Below are 2,342 nucleotides of genomic sequence, written 5' to 3'. Positions count from 1 at the left end.
GTGCCGTTCATCGCCCGCTACCGCAAGGAAGCGACCGAGATGCTCGACGACGCGCAGCTGCGCTCCCTGGAGGAGCGGCTGCGGTATCTGCGGGAGCTGGAGGAGCGGCGGACCGCGATCCTGGAGTCGGTCCGTTCGCAGGGCAAGCTGGACGAGGCGCTTGAGGCGCAGATCCGCGCGGCCGACTCCAAGGCGCGGCTGGAGGACATCTACCTCCCCTTCAAGCCCAAGCGGCGCACCAAGGCGCAGATCGCGCGCGAGGCGGGCCTGGAGCCGCTGGCCGACGGCCTGTTGGGCGATCCGGGCGTGGAGCCGGCCGCCGCGGCGGCCGCGTTCGTGAACGCCGAGGCGGGCGTCGCGGACGCGGCGGCGGCGCTGGAGGGCGCCCGCGCGATCCTCACCGAGCGGTTCGGCGAGGACGCCGACCTGATCGGCGAGCTGCGCGAGCGCATGTGGTCGCGGGGGCAGGTGGCCGCGAAGGTGCGGGAGGGCAAGGAGGAGGCGGGCGCGAAGTTCGCCGACTACTTCGACTTCTCCGAGCCGTTCACGCAGCTGCCCTCGCACCGGGTGCTGGCCATGTTCCGGGGCGAGAAGGAGGAGGTCCTCGACCTCTCCCTGGAGCCCGAGGAGCAGGAAGGAGCCCAGGAAGGCGTGGTGAGCGCGTACGAGCGGACGATCGCGCGCCGCTTCGACATCGCCGACCGGGGCCGGCCCGCCGACAAGTGGCTCGCGGACACGGTGCGCTGGTCCTGGCGGACCCGCATCCTGGTGCACCTCGGGATCGACCTGCGGCTGCGGCTGCGCCAGGCCGCCGAGGACGAGGCGGTGCGGGTCTTCGCCTCGAACCTGCGCGACCTGCTGCTCGCCGCCCCGGCCGGCACGCGCGCCACGATGGGCCTGGACCCCGGTTTCCGTACGGGCGTGAAGGTCGCCGTCGTCGAGGCGACGGGCAAGGTGGCCGCCACCGCGGTCATCTATCCGCATGTGCCGCAGCAGAAGTGGGACGCGTCCCTGGCGACGCTCGCCCAGCTCGCACGGGAGCACGACGTCGAGCTGATCTCGATCGGGAACGGCACCGCGTCCCGCGAGACCGACAAGCTCGCCGCCGACCTCATCGCGGCGCACCCGGAGCTGAAGCTCACCAAGGTGATGGTCTCCGAGGCCGGCGCCTCCGTGTACTCGGCTTCGGCGTTCGCCTCGCAGGAGCTGCCGGACATGGACGTGTCGCTGCGCGGCGCGGTGTCCATCGCGCGGCGGCTCCAGGACCCGCTCGCCGAGCTGGTCAAGATCGACCCGAAGTCGATCGGCGTCGGCCAGTACCAGCACGACCTGTCCGAGGTGAAGCTCTCCCGCTCCCTCGACGCGGTCGTCGAGGACTGTGTGAACGGCGTCGGCGTGGACGTCAACACCGCTTCCGCGCCGCTGCTCTCCCGCGTCTCGGGCATCGGCGCGGGGCTCGCGGAGAACATCGTCTCCCACCGCGACGCCAACGGCCCCTTCCGGAGCCGCCGCGCCCTGAAGGACGTGTCGCGGCTCGGCCCGAAGGCGTACGAGCAGTGCGCGGGGTTCCTGCGCATCCGCGGCGGCGACGACCCGCTGGACGCGTCCAGCGTGCACCCGGAGGCGTACCCGGTGGTGCGGCGCATGGTGAAGTCGGCGGGCAGCGAGGTGGCGGCCCTCATCGGCAACACGACGGTGCTGCGGTCGCTGCGGCCCGCCGAGTTCGTGGACGACTCGTTCGGTCTGCCCACGGTCACGGACATCCTCAAGGAGCTGGAGAAGCCGGGGCGCGACCCCCGGCCCGCCTTCAAGACCGCGACCTTCAAGGAGGGCGTCGAGAAGATCGGCGATCTCCAGCCGGGCATGACGCTGGAGGGCGTCGTCACGAATGTGGCGGCATTCGGGGCGTTCGTGGACGTCGGTGTGCACCAGGACGGGCTGGTGCACGTCTCGGCGATGTCCAGGACGTTCGTGAAGGACCCGCGTGACGTGGTGAAGCCGGGCGACATCGTGCGCGTCAAGGTCATGGACGTGGACATCCCGCGCAAGCGGATCTCCCTGACGCTCCGGCTCGACGACGAGGCGGGGGCCCCGGCGGGCGGCGGCCGTACGTCCGGCGCGGGCCGTGGCTCCGGCGGCGGCGGTCAGGGTTCCGGGGGCCGTCCGAAGGTCGGCGGTCAGCGCGACCGGTCCTCGCAGCAGCGCCAGGGCGGCGGCGGCCGGGGCGGCTCGGGCGGTCGCGGCGGCTCGGGCGGTGGGCGCGGCCCGGCCCCGGCCAACGACGCCATGGCCGACGCGCTGCGCCGCGCCGGCCTGCTGGGCAAGGAGAACGGCGGACGCTG

Annotated in this window: 1 protein-coding gene; it reads left to right on the top strand. The window is 73.1% G+C overall.

Annotated elements, in window-relative coordinates; translation table 11 throughout:
* Nucleotides 1-2,342 (top strand): Tex family protein (locus tag ACFU99_RS41050; protein WP_384403123.1); only part of this gene is annotated, 2,342 nt, incomplete at both ends.

The organism is Streptomyces sp. NPDC057654 (assembly GCF_042800135.1).
Taxonomy (GTDB): Bacteria; Actinomycetota; Actinomycetes; order Streptomycetales; family Streptomycetaceae; genus Streptomyces.
This window is presented reverse-complemented; position numbering and strand designations above follow the sequence as displayed.